Consider the following 18829-nt stretch of genomic DNA (forward strand, 5'->3'; position numbering starts at 1 on the left):
CAATCCTGTAGTGAATCCGGAAAAAGTACGAACATCATTTATGTTCGTACTTGTGCGCCATTTTCAAATGCTTCTAATAAAAGATCCACAATGTGCACCGCTCTCATTGTTTTAGCGTCTCCATGCTTCTCAATTCCGACCATCATTTGCAACAAGCACCCTGGATTAGTGGTAACAATGGTTTGGGCTTTGGTTCGCTTACTCTGTTCCATTTTATAGTCAAGAATTTGCATAGACATAGTAGGTTCAAGAATATTATAGATTCCAGCAGACCCACAGCATCGGTCTGCATCTTTCATTTCTACATAAGTCGCTCCTGCTATTGCTTGCAACAATATGCGTGGCTCTTTAAATGTTTTTTGCCCATTCCGTAAATGACAGGAATCTTGATACGTGACGATTTCATCGGGTAATTGAAGCGGCTGTTTATGAAATTCTAACTCGACTAAAATAGCTGTAACGTCTTTAATTTTTGAAGTGAAAATGCGTGCCCGTTCAGCCCACTGCGGTTCTCCTTGTAAAAGATGATCGTAATCAACAAGAAACGCTCCACATCCACCTGCATTTGTAATAATGTAGTCGACACCAGCTTCTTCAAATGCCGCAATATTTTGTTTCGCCATCTCTTTCGCACGTTCTTTTTCACCACTATGACCATGCAATGCTCCACAGCATCCTTGCGTTTGCGGAATCACAATATCACAGCCCGCATACTGCAATAGCTTCTTTGTTGCTTCATTCGTTTGCATAAAAACCGTATCCATCAAACAACCGCTAAAAAAAGCAACTTGTTTATTCCTGTTTGTTTGTAAACTTTTTAATTGCGTTGGACGGTTTTTCATTTCTTTCTTCTTCGGAATAGGCGGTAAGACTCGCTCCATCATCTGCATTGTTTCTGGAAATGGCTTTAATAATCCAAGCTTCCTTGTCACCGCTTGCACACCTGTTTGCTGATACAAACGAACAAGCCCCATCAATCCAACCATCCGCTGTTGATGTGGAAAAAGCTGCGCAAAGACAAGATGCCTTAATCCTTTTATTGGAAAAGAAAGTTGCTCCTCCTGATAAATAATATCTCTTGCTTCTTCCAGTAAATGACCATACTTGACTCCCGATGGACAAACTGGTTCACAAGCACGACAACCTAGGCACAAATCAAGCGAACGCTTTACCTCTTCATCTGGCTCAATTTCTCCATCAACCACCGCTTTCATCAACGCGATACGTCCGCGCGGAGAGTGCAGCTCATTTTTTCCAGACTCAATGTAGGTTGGACAAGAAGGCAAACAGAACCCACACCGCATACAATTCAATAGCTCGTCATAATCCATTCGCTCTTTAAAACCTGCTTGAACGCGTTCTTTTACATCTTGATTCATTCCACACCCACCACCACTCGCTTACGGTTTGATTTCGCAAATATCTTGTTAGGATTTAAAATGTTTTTTGGATCAAGACCCGTCTTAATGGCCTTCATCGCTGCAATCCCTTCTTCACCTAACTTCAGATGCAAATAAGGTGCTTTCATTGCGCCGACCCCGTGTTCTCCTGTAATCGTTCCACCTAATTCAATTGCCGCCGTAAAAATATCTTCTAACGCCTGCTCGACTCGTTCCATCTCATCTTTATCACGAGCATCTGTTAAACAAGTCGGATGCAAATTCCCATCACCAGCGTGACCAAATGTGCAAATCTTAATGCGATAATGTAACGCAATTTCATTAATTTTTTTCACCATCGTTGCAATTTCTGACCGGGGAACGGTTGCATCTTCTAATATAGTCGTTGGCTTTAACCGTGCGAGGGCCGACAGTGCAGAACGACGAGCTGTACGAAGCTGTTCTGCTTCCACTGCCGACTGTGCAAGTCGAACAGATTGGGCACCAGCTTCTTCACAAATCCTAACAATTTTCTCCATATCTTGTTGGACTTGATCCGCTACCCCATCTTGTTCAATTAGTAATACCGCTTCGACATCTGTCGGCAACCCAATTTGAGAATAGTCTTCTACTACTTGTAAAGTTGGCCGATCTAAAAATTCAAGCGTCGCTGGAATCACTCGCTCTGCGATAATTTTGGAAACAGCTCGGGCCGCAGCATCCATACTGTCAAACAAAGCAAGCGCCGTTTGTATCGTTTCAGGCTTAGGAATAAGCTTCAAAATGGCTTCTGTTACAATGCCTAATGTCCCTTCAGATCCGACCATAAGCGACGTTAAATCATAACCTGCCACATCTTTAGCCAATTTTCCACCTGTTCGAATGACCTCTCCATTTGCTAAAACAACCTCAAGCCCGAGCACATAATCCCTCGTGACGCCGTATTTTAACCCTCGTAACCCTCCAGAATTTTCACTAATGTTTCCGCCAATTTGAGAAATTTTCATTGAGCTTGGATCTGGTGGATAAAACAACCCTCTTTCTTCAACAAACTGAATGAGTTCCAATGTATTCACTCCAGGCTGAACGGTAACGGTTAAATTAGCTTCATCAAGCTCAATAATTTGATCTAAGTGTTTAAAAAGTAGCACAATCCCTCCGGCTAAAGGCGTTGTACCTGCACTTAAATTCGTACCCGCTCCTCTTGGCACAATTGGTATGCTATGTACATGGCATACCTTTACTACACGTGCGACCTCATCTTTATTTCGAGGTGAAATCACCGCATCCGGCATCGCTTGGAATCCAGGCGTAGCATCAAAAGAGTAGACCAATTTACTTGCTGATGAATCTTCATAGTTTTGTACACCGACAATTTGAATAAATTCTTGTTTTATTTGTTCGCTTATCACGCTCATCCATCCCTTCAACAACGTTCTATTTTCACTCTGTCGTCGTTTTATTTAGATCCTTATGCTCACCATGACAAAAGTCATTCGAGTTACTAATTAACCTGCGAATGACAACGCATACAACTTCCACTTTATTAAATGGCCATGGCCTACCAGCACGTACCCATAGTTATTAAAGAGGTTTCTGCGAAATGCAAAGGCAGTAACTGTGGTGAAAGCGTCCGCCACACGAAAATTGATTCAATTATCTATCTATTATAGCGATTCTTCTTTTATTCGGCTATGATTAGAGTCAGAAAGGATGATCGACATGTATTATATCGGAATTGACGGAGGCGGGACGAAAACGTCAGCGGTTATCGGCACTGATGAAGGTCATATTCTTGCCTTTCAAACAATTGGTGCAACCAACCCTAATCGTATAGGGCTGGACATATGTATCTCCAGATTAACGCACTTACTTAACCAATTAAAGCGACAGCACAAAACTGCGTATGAATTGGTTCACTCGATTTATTGCGGAATTTCAGGCGCAAGTCAACCTGTATACCAAAATGCTATCAAACAAGCACTCATGCCCCTGCTCCCAAACGACAGTCAGATTGTTGTGACCCATGATGCCATTGCCGCACTATATTCAGGAACCCTTGGCGAACAAGGCATGATTCAAATTTCCGGTACCGGTTCTGTTAGCTATGCGGTTGATGATCAAGCTATTGAACACCGTGTTGGCGGTTGGGGCTATCTTCTTGGAGATGAGGGAAGTGGTTTTTCCATTGGCCGCGAAGCCTTGCGCGCAACGTTAGATGAATCAAGTCCTCAAACCATCCTTACCCAGCTCATTACGGAGCATTATCGTGTTCATTCTATAGAGGAAGTTATCCCTTATCTATATGCGAAAAATGGACAACAGACGATTGCTCAACTGAGTCCACTTGTGTTTCAAGCGTATAAGCAAAAAGACTCTGTCGCCACAAAGATTATCGCCAGTGAAGCAGCGGCTATTGCAACGAACGTTTTAGCACTCACAAAAAAAGCTTCGTTTCAAGACACTATTCCTCTCGTGTTAACAGGCGGCATTTTAGAACAGGATTCAGTTCTAATTCCGTTAGTTCAATCAGCACTATCAAAACAAAAGGACCATTATGTGATCATTACACCAAGTGTAGCACCTGTTATCGGCGCTCTTATTGCTGCGATTAAGCCGTTTTCCCAGATTGACCGTTCTTTTGAAACCAACGCTATTCAAACATTGACGTTCATGAAAAAGCAACCAGATCTAGTCTTTCATTCAGCAGAGTGCTATCGTACGTTAGCCAAACTCCTGGCAAACTTGAATCAACGACCAGAAGCACATATTGGTTACTGCGGAACAGATGCTGCGGAGATAGAAAGTACGTTAGTGGAAGAGAACATCCTTTTAGAAGACTGTCTCGTTGCGACAAAAAATGATCAATTTGTCGGAGTGTTATGCTTTGATTTTGACGAGGAAGATGCTGAGGTATGGGGGCCCTTTTTACATAAAGACTATGATGAGTCCCTCGCCAACCAACTTTGGCACGGACACCCGCAGAAGAAACAAGCACGCACATATCACTTTTTTATTCACGATAAAAATAAATCGGTTCAAACATTTCTTAACAACCTTCAAGCAAAAAAAGAAGGAACGTATTACGCCATGTCTTTACCACGTAAAGACCATACTGCAACAGGAACTAGCCAAATTCACCCTTACCAGGAAGCCGATCGAGAAACCTTTGCTTCTATTCATGAATATGCCTTTCCTGAAACGTACTTTGACAGTCAAACCATCCTTGAACGATTAAATGATAAAAGACGCTTACTTATTTACAAAAAGCATCAGAACGTTTGTGGCTATACGTATATTGAAGCAAACCCCGAGCACAACGAAGGCAGTATAGAATATCTTGCTGTTAAAGAAAGCGAGCGTGGTCAAGGAATTGGAAAAGAAATTCTTCAACATGGGGTTACTGTCCTGTTTAACGATTACAATCTATCAACATTAGATTTGACGGTTTCAGCAACAGACCGTTCAACCGTTCGTTTATATAAATCGGTCGGTTTTTCAACAAAATATGTTCTCCACTCCTATTCATTTAACACTTGAAGTTACCTACGTAAGACAATGCTTCCCTCTTAAACGAGGCGACAAGCGTTGTCTTTCCCCTTCTTCCAGCAACCAAAATCCCCCATTTTTTCTAAAAAGGTTTTCTTCCATTCTTTCTAGGGTAAAAAACGTAATTAGATTACGATTCGAACGATTCTCCTATTTGCACATGATGTCGCTATAAAAAGAGAGATTCGCTTCAACATTCAACTGGATAGGAGTTATGTTTATGAGTCTTGAAGTTATCGGTATGGCCATAATTATTATTGCGATGATGCTCGCGATTGGAAAATGGATCCGTTTAAAAGTACCTCTTTTTCAATCGCTATTTTTACCAAGTTCCTTAATTGGTGGATTTGTGGCCTTATTACTCGGACCAGAAGTCATCGGCCATTTTGGCGGTGATTTTTTAGAAGACGGCGGGATTTTCACTTCTGCCATTGTAGATGTGTGGGGAGAACTTCCTGGTCTACTCATTAATGTTGTATTTGCTGCTCTTTTTATAGGCTTTGTTCTGCCAAAACCGAAAGAAATTTGGCAAACAGGTGGACCACAAGTAGCGTTAGGCTACACGATGTCATGGGGGCATTATGTTATAGGGATTTTACTTGCCATTACGATTTTGACACCACTGTTTGGATTAAGCCCAGCCGCAGGCGCATTGATTGAAATTAGTTTCGTTGGCGGGCATGGTACAGCTGCCGGCTTGTCTGGAACGTTTGAAGACATTGGTTTTGAAGAAGGCTATGATCTTGCTATCGGTTTAGCAACAGTAGGAATGCTTTCCGGTGTTATCATCGGAATGATTTTAGTAAACTGGGCAGCACGTAAAGGCAAAACAAGAACCCTTAATCATCCTGACGATATTTCAATCGACCAAAAAAGCGGTGTCGTAGCTGAGCAAAAACGTGAATCGGCTGGTGTACAAACGACATCCCCAGTATCGATTGAGCCACTTGCCCTACATCTTGGCTTTATTGCGATTGCCATTTTTATTGGCTATGTTTTACTGGAAGGATTTGTTTGGCTAGAAGACGTTACCTACGGTCAAGCATACGATATCTATCTATTTGAATATGTACCGCTCTTCCCGATGGCAATGGTTGGGGGGATAATATTACAACTATTTTTAGCGAAATTCGATAAACGTAGACTCGTAGATCGGCAAACAATCTCAAGAATTCAAGGTGTTGCACTCGATTTATTAATCATTAGTGCCATAGCCTCGCTTTCATTAACGGTCATTGGCGATAACATTATACCGTTTATTCTATTAGCTTTAGGTGGTATTATCAGTAACCTCGTATTCTTCTTATGGTTAGGACCGAAAATGATCCCGAATTATTGGTTTGAACGAGGAATTGGCGACTTTGGTCAAGGAATGGGTGTTGCCGCAACTGGAATCATGCTCATGCGTATCGTCGACCCTGAGAATAAATCACCAGCTCTTGATGCATTTGGTTACAAACAAATTCTTTTTGAACCAATGGTAGGGGGAGGACTCGTGACCGCTGCAGCCATACCATTTATCATACAATTCGGTTCGATTCCAGTGTTGATTGTCGTTACAATCTTAATGATTGCCTTCTGGTGCCTAGGTGTCTTTTACACTGGGAAGATGAAGGTTGAAGATAAAGACCCTGAATAAAAATGTTTTTCTCAAGATGAATCGGGTAAACAGTAAGTACACCAAATTTTTTATAGGAGTGATACAAGATGGCTAAAATCGCAGTACTTGTTACAGATATGGTAGAAGATGTTGAATTAACGGATCCAGTTCGCTCATATGAAGAAGCTGGACATAGTGTGACATTATTAAATTCAAACGACGACAACAAAATCACTGGTAAAAATGGTGAAACGTTTAAAATTGATAAAAACGTAAACGACGTGAAACCGGAAGATTTCGATGCATTACTCGTACCAGGAGGATTTTCACCTGATATGTTACGAGCTGATCCGAAACACGCTGAGTTTGCCACACACTTTATGAAAGAAGAAAAACCAGTTTTCGCAATCTGTCACGGACCTCAGTTCCTTGTCGACACTGATCTATTGAAAGGTCACGAAATGACAAGCTTCGTCTCTGTCCGTAAAGATTTGGAGAACGCTGGCGCAAACGTGGTCGACAAAGAAGTGGTTGTATCACGTAACTTAGTAACGAGCCGTATACCGGATGATATCCCTGCATTCAACAAAGCATCTCTTGATATGCTGGATAAATTATAAAATGACCAAGACCCTGCAACTTTTGTTGTAGGGTCTTTTTGAGTTTTTAAAGATTCATTCAATGGGAATCTTCCATTCGTATCCGTTTTATTAGCAATCGAATAGAGTGGCTATACACCTAATCATAAAAAAATTCCTGATCATCCGTGCTTACACGTTTTTACAGGAATCTCTTACGATAAGTGAGACTGGAATTTTCACTGCCATGTGTTGCTTTTTCTTATTCACCATTTGATCCATCATTAAGTTTGCTGCGGTCTTGCCAATTAAGGCAGTGTCTTGGCGAACCGTTGTTAATGCGGGGTTTAAATATTGAGCGATTTGAATATCATCAAATCCAACGATGGATATATCTTCTGGCACGCGTAATCCCGCTTCATGAATAGCGGATATGGCGCCTACAGCCATTAAATCACCAGCGACAAAAACGGCAGATGGAATCGTGTCTAGCGCTAACAATTGGTTCATTGCTCGCTTTCCACCTTCATATGTGAAATAGCCACCGTCTACAATGTACGCATCATTAATAGATAAGTGATGTTTTGCCATTGTTTGCTTATAGCCTTCTAATCGTTCCACCCCAACGTAGAGCCTTTGGTGTCCAGAAATATGCGCAATGTCACGATGACCAAGGGAAATGAGGTGATTCACAGCAAGTTCACTTCCAAAACAGTTATCGCTATAGACCACACTCACTCCGCGCGTATCTAAATCAATGACTACAGACGGGATGTCGGATTCAATTAGCTTTTGAATTTCTGGCGTGTGGCTGGAACAAACAACGGCAACACCATCTACTCCTCGGTACATAAAATGATCCAAATAAGAGCGTTTCTCTTTGCCGATTTTTCTTGAAGCAAATAAGAGATCATAGCCTTCAATTTCAACGACCTTTTTAAAATTTTCAATAACCGCGTTAAAAAAAGGATGTTCGAGGCCATTCCCTGCATCTTCAACAAAAACAACCCCAATTGTCCAAGATTTTTTTGTTGATAACGACCTGGCACTAGAACTTGGAAAATACCCTAATTCTTCAACAGCTGCATTAATAATTTTCTTTGTTTTTTCGCTTACGTCTGCGCGTTTATTTAATACTTTTGATACCGTACTAATTGAAAAACCGGTTTTTTTTGCTATGTCGTAAATCGTAATCATCTCTACTCCTCTCCACCTTTTTTACGGGGCAGGAATCTCTTTTTTATATCGATTAAATGTTGCGTAATTCATACTCATGATGACGTAAGCAAACACACTTACACCAATAAACAGAAACGCTTTTGGATAATAAATCGCTGCTAATCCATATGCAGCGACCCAAAATAACTGCATAAATGATTTCAGCGGGTGTGCAAAAACCATTCCAAATGCTAACTTCAAATACTGAAACATCTTACGATCAAAATGTGCCATCACAGAAAATAAGTTTAGAAACGTCATGATGATAATCGAGCCAACCGCAAACATGATGATATATAAAAAGAAGTGGATGGACTCATCATAAAAAAAAGAAACAAATCGTACGTTCACATATATAATATAAAACATCACAAAAAACATTGCACCATATAGGTTTGCTTTCACAAGCGACTCTTTATAATAAACCCAAAAACTACGAACTAAAGGAATCTCTTTTCTTCCATTATTCCACTCTCTTATAATACGAAACAACGCTACCGTTGCAGGCATCAAGCCAAAGACACCGAGCCCAAGCACAACGAATACGCCCCATAGCAAATTAAGCACGACGAATTTATAAATAAGTTCTGCGAGTTTCATAAAAATATTCGACACATTTCCACCTCGATTTAACAGATGTTTTTCCTGTGATCATTAGACGTTTCTATCACATTTACAGAGAATCTTATGAATGACCATTTCACTCATAAAGATTCTCTTCTGTTGTCGTTTTTGTCGTTTAACTTTTTACGGCTCCTTCTGACAAACTTTGAATAAATAAGCGGTTAAATAATAGGAAGACAATTAGCAATGGAACCGTTGCCCAGAATGTCCCAGACATCAACATACCGTAATCAAGCTGTCTTGCATCATTTAATGAGCGCAACGCTACTTGAAGGGTGTGCATCGACGGATCTCTAAGCACAACTAACGGCCATAGAAAATCATTCCACACGGTCATAAAAACAATAATCCCGAGCGTGGCAAATGCTGGTAATACGGTCGGCACAACGATATTCCAGTACGTTCGAAAATGTGAGCAGCCATCGATTCTAGCTGCTTCAATAATTTCAAACGGAACTGCTTCTTTTATATACTGTCGCATCCAAAAGATTCCGAAGGCGTTAATTAAACCAGGAACGATAATCGCACGAAAATCATTCAACCAACCGAGGGTTGTAATAATATAATATTGCGGAATAAGCCCGAGCTGCGGCGGCACCATCATCGTAACCAAAATCGCCGTAAACAAGATGGTTTTTCCCTTGAATTCGAGCTTTGCAAAGGTATATCCTGCAAGAGAGCACAATAGAAGCGTACCGAGCGTCACCGTTGTCGCAACGAAGAAGCTATTCCACATCGCTCCAAAGAAATCAATGTTATTGAGTACCTTTTGAAAATTTGAGACTAAGTCCGCACCAGGCGTAAACGGAGGTGGCACTTGGTTAATTTCTCGATTTACTCGTGTTGCCATCACAAACATATAATAAAATGGGAAAAGGGACGCCAACGAACCAGCAATTAAAAAAAGATAAACAAAAAGCTTCTTAAATGAAAACGTCCTTTTTCCAGTATGTTTTTCTTTACTCATCGTTTAGCCCCCTAACCAACTTTTTTTGAACGTCCCAATCGACTTGTAATAAGCAGATTGATCACCGTTAAAACAATGATAATGAAGAACAATGCAATAGCAGCTGCAGACGCTGTGCCAAAAGAATTGTAGACAAATGCATCTCTCCACAAGTAGGCAACCATTGTAATCCCTTCTTCTCGTAAATTACGACCAAGGAAAATTAACGGCTCTGTAAACAACTGTAGACTTCCGATAGTTGCTGTGAACACAACAAATAATGTAATCGGCTTTAACATCGGCAATGTGACGAGACGAATTTGCTGGCTAATGGTAGCACCATCAATTTTCGCGGCTTCGTACAATTCTTTTGGAATACTTTGCATCCCTGCCAAGAAAATAATCGTGTTATAACCGACCCAACGCCAAAACACCATCGTTGCAATCGCAATTTTCACTGGCCAATATTCCGCATTCCATCTAATTGGATCAACTTCAAACAAACTTAATATGTAGTTCACAAAACCAAACGGCTGATTATTGAACACGACCCCAAAAATAATCGCAACTGCTACAACCGACGTAATGTAAGGTAAGAAAATAATGGTCCGAAACGTATTGCGAAACTTAATTAAGGCAGAATTAAGGGCAAATGCAATTAAAATCGCAAACACAATCTGTGGCAGCGTTCCTAAAAGACCAATAATAAACGTATTTAAAATGGACGAATAAAAAACAGGATCATTAAAGATAAATTCAAAGTTGGCTAGGCCAACATATGTCATTTCTCCTAGCCCATCCCATCTAAAAAACGCTAAATAAAAACTAAACAACATCGGGAAAAGACCAAAAATTAAAAATAAGAGGAAAAAAGGTGAGACAAAGAAATAGGCAGATAATGCTGTACGTCTTTTTTCTCGATTCCCTTTTGGACGGTTTCTGGGATCGGATTGCATTGCTTGAGATGTCTTCAACGTGTGACCTCCTCACGTATATGTGGCGCATAATGTTCCTATAAAAAAAGGAATGACTCGCCCGCAAGAGAGCCATCCTCCTAAATAAATCGCAATAAATTACCGAGCTAAGATTCGATCAATTGTATCAAGAGAAGCTTCCCATTCCTCATCACGGTCATCGCCTGCAGACACATTATCAATCGCTTCTTTCATGACATCATCCACTGCATAATAGTTTCTCCCTTTATAAACGGGGATAACTTGCTGGGCTGCTTCAGAGAATACTTGTGCAGTTGGAATTCCACCAAAGTATGGATCTTCATAATCAATAAACTCTGGCATTTCATAAACAGCTGGCGTTGATGGGAACAACCCATAATCTTGGAATGATTTTAACTGCTGTTCAGGAGCAGTTAGCCATGAGATGAAATCATACGCTTCTTCAGCATGCTCGGTTTCACTTGGAATCGTTAAGAATGAGCCACCCCAGTTTCCTGCCCCTTCAGGCATTGTCGTAATCGACCAGATCCCTTCTTCAGGACTGTTATCTTTAATAACACCTTGCATCCAAGCTGGCGCAAGCATCGTTGCATACGAACCATCATCCATTCCCGCGAACCATTCTGGTGTCCAAAGTGGAATATCACCAGCTAAATCTTGGTCAAAGAAGTCTGCTGTGTAATCATACGCTTCACGAATTTCCGGATGATCATCCATAATCAATTCTTCATCTGTATTGAAATACTGCTCCGACGCTTGGTCACGGCGAGCATTATAAATGAGCTCCCCGGCATCTGTCATCAGCTTGCCTGTCTCTTCATAAATTTGCAATGCGACTTCTTCATAAGCATCCCAAGTGGGAATTAACTCTGATACCGCTTCTGGAGAGGAATCGAATCCTGCTTCTTCAAATACATCCGTTCGATAGAACATGACGGTTGGTCCAATATCCGTCGGCAACCCGAATACAAAATCACCATCTGCATTTTCACCGTTATGCCAAACCCAATCAAGAAAATCCTCTTGAACATCACCGGCACCTAAGTCATAGAGATTATTAAATGAATCTTCAGCTGTACGATAGCGCTCAATTTGCGCTTCTTCTACTAAGGCAATATCTGGTGCTCCCGTATCAGCCGATATGGATGTAAATAAATTATCATGCATATCGTTCATGTCACTATTCTGTAGGTTAATGGAGATGTCTGGATTTTCCTCTACATATTCCTCAATTAATTTATCGTAGCCGGTATTGCCAAACTCCCAGAACACGAGCTCGATTTCACCGGACCCAATTGTTTCACTTGTTGTTTCACTTTCTACGCCTTCACTACTACCGCCATTTTCACCATCTGAACCACCACATGCAGCTAATAAAGATACAGATAAAAGTGGAACAGCACCAAATTTCAACCATTTTGTCATTGCATCTTCCCCCTTAATGAACGTTTATCGTACGATTTTTTACACACTTCCCTAAACATAAAGCGCTTTCGAAAAACATCACAAAATAAAGCGCTTTCAATAACGGTCTATCTTTTCATCTTTCTGCTAACAACGATGGTACTAAATAAATAAGAAACTCATACAAGAAAACGTTTTCCGAAACCGCTTTCGTAAATTATTATATATAACTCATTTCTTTTTCGCAATATCTTTTTTTAAATTGTGTGAATTTCAACGTTTTTTTAAAGAGCCTAGTAATTAAATACTGGGCTCTTATTCGTTCGAGATCTTTATTTTCGCTGAAGGAAAAGCAGAATGGTTATTAGACTAAATGCGAGTAACGCTAAAAATGGGATGGTTATAAAACCAAACCAGTTTATGTACTGGATATTACACGGTACGCCCTCTGTACATGGGGTTAGTGGTGCTAAACTAGGCGCTTTTTGGATGAGGTAATGATAGCCTGACACCACCATGCCCGTCAGGCTTAGCGGCAAGACATATTTTTTTATGGATATATCCCCTATATAAGCAGCAATTCCGAGAAAAACCGTTAACGGGTACATTAATATCCTCTGATACCAACACAGTTCACACGGTACATACCCTCTAATCTCGCTAAAATATAGACTTCCTAATGTAGCGGTAAGCGAGACAAGCCAAGCAAAATATAAGAACAATGTGTTCTTTTTGTCGGCGTTCATTCAGCGTTCTCCTGTTCAATGAGCATCACGATTTGTTCATAATCAAAAGGGTTTGTTAGTTTATACTGATTCACCATAATGGTTGGGGTTTGCGCTACCTCAAACTGTTCGACTAAATCAATATCTTCACGAATTTGTTCTTGAAAAGCTTGATTCTGCAAATCTTCCTCTAAATTTTCTAAACTGATGTTCTCATCTAATGAAGAAGCAATGTCTAGAAGGGTTTCTTCCGTCACCCACTGCTCATCATGCTGCTGTGTTTCAGGCTGATTTTGATAAATCGCTTCATGAAAGGTCCAGAAAGCTTCTTGATTCTGATTCCATATCGATTCACTTGCTTGCGCAGCTAACATCGATTCCTCTCCGTGAAAAGGGGTATTGACATGAATAAACTGCACGATCCCCTCATCAATAAACGTTTCTTTCAGTTCAGGAAAAACCGTTTCGTCCCACGCTTTACATGATGGACATTTATAATCTCCAAAGGCTACAACCGTAACAGGAGCTTCTGTATCTCCTAAATAAGGCTGACCTTCTACATTAGGGGGCGCATCGTATTCTGTCGCCACATCCTCATCCACATTTGATGAATTGTTCATAAAAACAACCACTATTAGTACAACGACAATGGCTAATGTACCTACTACTAACCATTTATTCCGCATCACGAAACACTCCTTCTTTATTTTTTAAAAAATTTTATTAAGTTCAACAAACCCGACTATCACTATTCTCTATGAAACTTACAGTATGATTCCGCTTGTTTTCTGAACATTTTATGACTTTTACTACTAATAAAAACCCACATTACAGGCAATGCCTATAAAATGGGTTCTCATTAGATTGAATGTCATCTCTCAAAATTGTTACAAAAACGATGAGTAGCGGACGTTTTTTTCCGTACACACTTTAAACTATTTTCACTCATTTAGTTATAAATTTGTCCACCGGCACAGTTCACAATTGTTCCGTTTACGAGTGGCGCTCCTGATTCTAAAATAAACATGACCACATCGGCTATTTCTTCTGGACTTGCTGGTCGATTCGGGCCTGTTGACGATGATAAATTTTCAAGTCGATCTGGTGTTAGACTTGGAACGGCTGCGGCAGAAATCGTTGTATTCATCGAATTCGGCGCTACTCCAGCAGCATAGATCTTATAATCTTGATAATCTTGACCAATTGATTTCGTCAAGGCAGCCAAAGCATGTTTTGTGGCTGAATACAAACCATTGTAAGCGGTTGGCTTGTAGCTGTTTGATGAGACTGTGTTGACGATATGACCACCGCCATTTTCCATCATTACAGCGATCACATATTTTAGTCCTAAAAACGCGCCTTTCACATTGACGTCCATAACACGATTGTATTCGTCGACATCATACTCATGTAACAACCGCATTGGCACCATAATCCCTGCGTTATTAACAAAATGATTAATTGTGCCAAACGTCTCAACTGTTTTTTCAACATATGCTTTAACATCTTCTTCTACCGAGACATTTGCCTTTACAAAAATGGCTTCCGCACCTGTTGCTTGAACATCCTTTAATGTTTCTTGCCCAGCTTCTTCATTAAAATCAACAAGCGTTAACCGATAGCCTTTTTCAGCCATCTTCAATGCTGTTGCGCGACCAAGACCAGTCGCCGCCCCTGTAATGACAACTACTTCTGTTCCACTCATGCTGTACCTCTCCTTTATTTTGCTGTAACGCCACCATCAACAGGTAATTCAATTCCAGTAATATGACTCGCTTCATCTGAAGCTAGGAATAGCACGGCATTCGCCACTTCTTCCGCATTTCCGAGATTTGGTAAAGCTACTTGGGTTAAGAAATACTCTTTATATTGTTCCATAGAAGGAGCACTCATTGGCGTTACGATGTAGCCAGGATGTACGGAATTAACACGAATGTTCTTCTTCCCGTAATCAACAGCCGCCGCTTTTGTCATTGAGCGTACCGCTCCTTTTGAAGCTGTGTATGCACCTGGACCTGCCATTCCGGTTAGAGCCGATATCGATGAAATATTTACAATCGAGCCACCGTTTTCCTCCATTAAAGGAAGGGCTTCCTGCATGCCATACATGACACCATTAATGTTAATGCCGTATACGCGTTCCCAATCTTCTGCTGTCTGCTCTTCAAAAGGAGTCGCCAATGAAATTCCTGCATTGTTAACGAGAATATCTAGCTTCCCGTACTGATCCTTTACATCACCCATGATTGCCGCCCAGTCTTCTTTAGATGCAACATTATGTTTATAAGCTTGTGCTTGTCCACCAGCTTCTTTTATTTTTGAAACAACCGAATTTACAGCTTCTTCATTTATATCTGTTGCCACAACAACTGCACCTTCTTCAGCAAAACGAAGCGCTTCTACTTCGCCCATCCCGCTACCAGCACCTGTAATAAATGCAACTTTATTTTTTAATCTCATTTGAAAAAGCCTCCTAAAAATAATTATGATAGTTAAACTATCATAATTTGATTATAATTGAAATATGATTTTCTTGCAAGCGCTTTCTGTTATACACTCAATATATCATGTGTAAAAAAGGAGCCTTTATGCCTGAATCAACGAAACGCTCAGAAAACAAAACTCGTCGCTACCAGTCAATTGTTCAAACGGCAGAAATGCTTTTTCTAGAACACGGTTTAGACCAAGTACAAATGCAAGACGTTGCAGATAAAGAGGAAATTGGGATTGCCACATTGTTCCGTTACTTCCCAAAAAAAGACCGCTTAATTGTAGCTGTAGCGAGTCATAATTTAGAAAAACATGTATCCTCTTTTTTTGAAATCGTTTACGAAGACATTCCCGCTTACGATCGACTCATCAAGCTTTTTGATTTATTAACCATCGATTCAAGCGATACACTAAGTAAAAGCGCCGTATTTAGAGAAGCGTTTGAGAGCTACGCCTCATTTTCTCAAGAACCATTGGATACGATTCAAGACTATATTGATACACAAAAACGAGTAGCCGATCTTGTCCTGCATCTTATTGACGAAGGCATTCAAGACAAATCATTTCGAACCGATGTCCCTGTCAAAGAAACCATTATTACTGCAATTAACAGCTATGGAACGTTCGGAAGCAATATTACGCTCAAATCACCAATTACGTACTTAGAGGAAGTTATAGCACCTCACCGCCAGCAACAACGCTTAAAAGAGATGTTGCTTTCCTATGTAAAAGGCAACGAATCTACTTGAAAAGGCGATACCGGCGAGACAAATGGTACAAGATGTCTTTTTGGGAATGGTTTCTCCTTCTTATTGTATTAGGTGTTCTAATTCTGTTCCTCACAGCGGTTTGTTTTTTCCCTGTAAATCGGACGACGCCCATTTGTCACCTGCAATAAACTGAATACTCTTTAGCATTCCGAAGTACTTTAACATGCTAAATGAATTTGCTATAATGAAGCATTGCTTCTGAGTGAAATGCAGGATGGAATGAGGCGTAAGATGTTATTAGGAACAATTATTAACGCGGCAGCCATTGCTGTTGCTTCATTAATCGGCGTACGCATACGAAATGTACCCGAGGATATACGAAAGCTTGTCATGCAGGCTTTATCACTTGCCTTAATTGTCATTGGCATGCAAATGGCTGTTACGGGGCAGAATTTTTTAATTATCATTGTTAGTTTAACGAGCGGCGCACTTGTTGGGGGTTGGTTACGAATTGATGACCGACTCAATCAACTTGGGGGCTGGCTAGGAAAGCGACTAGGAAAAAATAGTCAAGGAAATGTGGCACAAGCTTTTGTAAGTTCAACGCTTATATTTGCCACTGGAGCACTAGCAATTCTCGGTCCACTTGAAGCAGCATTGCGTGGGGATCATAGTTTACTTTTTACGAAATCTTCTATTGATGGCTTCTCAGCTCTCATTATTTCGTCAACGTTAGGGATTGGTGTATTATTTGCCGCGATACCCGTTTTTCTTTATCAAGCAAGCATTACGCTATTAGCAAACCAGATTGATCGGTTTGTTCCAGATGTGTTAATGGACCTTGTGATTGCAGAAATTACGTGCATCGGCGGGATTTTAATCCTTGCCATTGGTCTTAACCTCTTAAATGTCATTGACGTTAAGATTGCGAATTTACTTCCAAGCCTTGTGATTGTTGTAGGCCTTGTCGTAGCGTTTCAAAGCTTTTTAATGTAAAACATGCACTCGATCGTGGATTTCGATTTTCAAATCTACTTCGAGTGCGCTTTACTAACGAGCCATTCTCACGGTTTTAATGAAGGAACGTATGTTTATTTAAGAAACGTTTCGTTAATAGTAGAGATAGTGAACCTAATGGACAAGGAGAGAAATACATGATTCATGCATGTCTTTTAACGATCCCACTCTTTATTTCCTATTTCTATCTCTTAACGATTAGCCTTATTGCTATACCAATGACGATCGATTCTACGGTTTTTATGTACACCGTGCCGTTTATTTTTATCCTTTTCAGCTATTTTGTAATTAACTACATACGTACAGACGCATTCCTTTTAGCAACAATTCGTGTGCTAACAATTAGCTCTGTACTTGCATGGATCACGTCTACTTTCTCCTCGGCTTAACCATCCTACTATTCTTGGTCTACCTATTCATATACCCGAAATCAACACTTTTATAGACTTTTTCTTTGTAACATACGTGTAATATCATCATTTGTCGAATAAGCTGAACAAGTGATCGCTAGTACATTTTCCCCAGTCTACTCCATCGATCGCTTTACCTATGCGGATTACAGGAATTTTACAAGTTTATTACTTCCTTGATTATGGGTTGAAAGCTCTCTCTTTGTTCTGTATAGTTTGGACTTGCGAGAGACATCCCGCACAAAAATGGAATTCAAACCAAGAACGACTCATCTTACACATTTTCATAGTTCCATTTTATGGGGGATGAATACTAAATTATAAGGGGAGTTTTACAGTATGAAAAAATTCGTTTCATCATTAGCCGTCCTAGGATCTGTACTTGTTGCTACTCCAGCATTTGCATATGAAGTCAAAAGTGGAGACACACTTAGTGAAATAGCAAATCAACATCAGACAGAAGTTCAAAATATCGTTGAGTTAAACCCAGAGATTTACGATAAGCATTTAATTTTCATTGGCCAACAATTAACAATGCCTGGTGAAGGCGAACAAGGTCAAGTAAAAGGTGAAATTCAATCAAATGACTCAGCTCCACAAGAGTCTTCAAATAACCAAAGCTCAAGCGAGTCTACTGAATCTACAAGCTCAGCAAACGAGTCTAGTAGTTCAGAAGCAAGCCAATCTTCTAGCTCAAACGAATCAACAGAGTCTAGTAGCTCAGAAGCAAGCCAGCCTTCTAGCTCAAACGAATCAACAGAGTCTAGTAGCTCAGAAGCGAGCCAGTCTTCTAGCTCGAACGAATCAACAGAATCTAGTAGTTCAGAGCCTACACAATCTGACAGTGCAACAACTATGAACGTAGAAGCGACAGCGTACACAGCATTTTGTGAAGGGTGCTCAGGTGTAACTTATACAGGTATTGACTTAAGAGCGAACCCTAATCAAAAAGTAATCGCAGTAGACCCTAGCGTGATCCCTCTAGGAAGCACTGTATACGTTGAAGGTTACGGCGAAGCAATTGCAGGAGACATCGGTGGCGCAATCACAGGCAACAAAATTGACCTATTTATGCCTGAACAACAAGATGCTCTTAACTTCGGTCGTCAAAACCTAACGATCCACGTATATGAATAAGTAACATTAAAAGCTAGCCAAGATGGCTAGCTTTTGTTTTGTTTAATAATCGCTTGAATGACTGCCCGAACATCAAAAGGAAGTTT

Annotated in this window: 18 protein-coding genes; 7 read left to right on the forward strand and 11 right to left on the reverse strand. The window is 40.4% G+C overall.

Translation table 11 applies throughout. The features are described from left to right. Positions 1–38 precede the first annotated feature (38 nt). Both ACE1TH_RS10390 and glcD read right to left on the reverse strand, forming a co-directional pair. The gene (locus ACE1TH_RS10390) at positions 39–1379 is read right to left on the reverse strand and encodes a (Fe-S)-binding protein (protein WP_255224735.1); all 1341 of its coding nucleotides are present in this window, start codon (positions 1377–1379) and stop codon (positions 39–41) included. Continuing rightward, a complete protein-coding gene (gene glcD / locus ACE1TH_RS10395; protein WP_255224734.1) occupies positions 1376–2791 on the reverse strand; it encodes a glycolate oxidase subunit GlcD in 1416 nt (471 codons plus the stop codon). The genes ACE1TH_RS10390 and glcD overlap by 4 nt, the downstream gene beginning before the upstream one ends. A gap of 310 nt (positions 2792–3101) precedes the next feature. On the opposite strand from glcD, the gene ACE1TH_RS10400 reads away from it, so the two are divergent. The 3 genes from ACE1TH_RS10400 to ACE1TH_RS10410 all read left to right on the forward strand — a co-directional run bounded on the left by ACE1TH_RS10400 (position 3102) and on the right by ACE1TH_RS10410 (position 7148). After that, entirely contained in the window at positions 3102–4919 is a 1818-nt protein-coding gene (locus ACE1TH_RS10400) for a GNAT family N-acetyltransferase (RefSeq protein WP_375078916.1), read from the forward strand. Positions 4920–5148: 229 nt separating this feature from the next. Beyond that, positions 5149–6567: a sodium/glutamate symporter gene (locus ACE1TH_RS10405; RefSeq protein WP_099302374.1), complete on the forward strand. Its 1419-nt coding sequence runs from the start codon at positions 5149–5151 to the stop codon at positions 6565–6567. A 68-nt stretch (positions 6568–6635) separates the two neighbouring features. Then, a complete protein-coding gene (locus ACE1TH_RS10410) occupies positions 6636–7148 on the forward strand; it encodes a type 1 glutamine amidotransferase domain-containing protein (RefSeq protein WP_099302375.1) in 513 nt (170 codons plus the stop codon). A 150-nt stretch (positions 7149–7298) separates the two neighbouring features. On the opposite strand, the gene ACE1TH_RS10415 is transcribed toward ACE1TH_RS10410, so the two are convergent. The 9 genes from ACE1TH_RS10415 to ACE1TH_RS10455 form a co-directional block, all read right to left on the reverse strand. Continuing rightward, positions 7299–8303 carry a LacI family DNA-binding transcriptional regulator gene (locus ACE1TH_RS10415; RefSeq protein WP_099302376.1) on the reverse strand — a complete coding sequence of 335 codons (1005 nt, stop codon included), beginning with the start codon at positions 8301–8303 and terminating at the stop codon, positions 7299–7301. A gap of 21 nt (positions 8304–8324) precedes the next feature. Then, entirely contained in the window at positions 8325–8939 is a 615-nt protein-coding gene (locus ACE1TH_RS10420) for a YesL family protein (RefSeq protein ID WP_255224732.1), read from the reverse strand. Between the two features lie 124 nt (positions 8940–9063). After that, positions 9064–9915, reverse strand: coding sequence for a carbohydrate ABC transporter permease (locus tag ACE1TH_RS10425; RefSeq protein ID WP_099302377.1), 852 nt, complete (start codon positions 9913–9915; stop codon positions 9064–9066). 11 nt (positions 9916–9926) lie between these two features. Further along, positions 9927–10850, reverse strand: a complete 924-nt coding sequence (locus tag ACE1TH_RS10430) for a carbohydrate ABC transporter permease (protein WP_255225342.1) — start codon at positions 10848–10850, stop codon at positions 9927–9929. Positions 10851–10967: 117 nt separating this feature from the next. Further along, positions 10968–12275 (reverse strand): ABC transporter substrate-binding protein, encoded by a 1308-nt coding sequence (locus ACE1TH_RS10435; RefSeq protein WP_255224731.1) that lies wholly within the window; start codon positions 12273–12275, stop codon positions 10968–10970. A gap of 311 nt (positions 12276–12586) precedes the next feature. After that, the gene (locus ACE1TH_RS10440; protein ID WP_099302380.1) at positions 12587–13000 is read right to left on the reverse strand and encodes a disulfide oxidoreductase; all 414 of its coding nucleotides are present in this window, start codon (positions 12998–13000) and stop codon (positions 12587–12589) included. Beyond that, on the reverse strand, positions 12997–13665 hold the full coding sequence (locus ACE1TH_RS10445; protein ID WP_375078917.1) for a DsbA family protein: 669 nt from the start codon (positions 13663–13665) through the stop codon (positions 12997–12999). The genes ACE1TH_RS10440 and ACE1TH_RS10445 overlap by 4 nt, the downstream gene beginning before the upstream one ends. Before the next feature lie 263 nt (positions 13666–13928). Continuing rightward, entirely contained in the window at positions 13929–14684 is a 756-nt protein-coding gene (locus ACE1TH_RS10450) for an SDR family NAD(P)-dependent oxidoreductase (RefSeq protein ID WP_099302382.1), read from the reverse strand. Between the two features lie 14 nt (positions 14685–14698). Further along, on the reverse strand, positions 14699–15439 hold the full coding sequence (locus tag ACE1TH_RS10455; protein ID WP_099302383.1) for an SDR family NAD(P)-dependent oxidoreductase: 741 nt from the start codon (positions 15437–15439) through the stop codon (positions 14699–14701). Positions 15440–15567: 128 nt separating this feature from the next. On the opposite strand from ACE1TH_RS10455, the gene ACE1TH_RS10460 reads away from it, so the two are divergent. From ACE1TH_RS10460 to ACE1TH_RS10475, 4 genes are all read left to right on the forward strand, one after another. After that, positions 15568–16218, forward strand: coding sequence for a TetR/AcrR family transcriptional regulator (locus ACE1TH_RS10460; protein WP_375078918.1), 651 nt, complete (start codon positions 15568–15570; stop codon positions 16216–16218). Positions 16219–16470: 252 nt separating this feature from the next. After that, positions 16471–17175 (forward strand): DUF554 domain-containing protein, encoded by a 705-nt coding sequence (locus ACE1TH_RS10465; protein ID WP_255224729.1) that lies wholly within the window; start codon positions 16471–16473, stop codon positions 17173–17175. Positions 17176–17333: 158 nt separating this feature from the next. Then, the gene (locus ACE1TH_RS10470; protein ID WP_099302386.1) at positions 17334–17585 is read left to right on the forward strand and encodes a hypothetical protein; all 252 of its coding nucleotides are present in this window, start codon (positions 17334–17336) and stop codon (positions 17583–17585) included. A 360-nt stretch (positions 17586–17945) separates the two neighbouring features. Next, entirely contained in the window at positions 17946–18743 is a 798-nt protein-coding gene (locus tag ACE1TH_RS10475) for a 3D domain-containing protein (RefSeq protein ID WP_375078919.1), read from the forward strand. Positions 18744–18829 lie beyond the last annotated feature (86 nt).

The sequence above is a fragment of the Shouchella sp. JSM 1781072 genome (assembly GCF_041949915.1).
Classification (GTDB): Bacteria; Bacillota; Bacilli; order Bacillales; family Bacillaceae_D; genus Shouchella.